Raw genomic sequence first — 274 nt, forward strand, 5'->3', positions numbered from 1 at the left:
CCATACAGGACGCCAATGAGAACCGTGGCCGTGATCGCACCGAGGTAGCGGCACGTCTGGAAAATTCCGGCCGCCACTCCCCTCTCCTCAGGCCGCGCCGAAACGTACAGGCCTTGGTTGGAAGCTGTGCTCACCATGCCGTACGGGACCCCCATCACCGCGGTCAACAAAAACACCACGGGCACCCAGAGCGAGACCGTCAAAATACCCAGGGCTCCAGAGGCAACCGCAAGCACCACCACTCCGGCGATCAATACGGGACGCACGCCGTGCT

Annotated in this window: 1 pseudogene; it reads right to left on the minus strand. The window is 62.8% G+C overall.

What is annotated here, in order from left to right:
* Window positions 1-274: pseudogene (locus tag SB764_RS40095) on the minus strand (hypothetical protein); the annotation flags it as partial.

Origin of the sequence: Paraburkholderia sp. SIMBA_027 (assembly GCF_046535315.1) — a bacterium.
GTDB lineage: Bacteria > Pseudomonadota > Gammaproteobacteria > Burkholderiales > Burkholderiaceae > Paraburkholderia > Paraburkholderia tropica.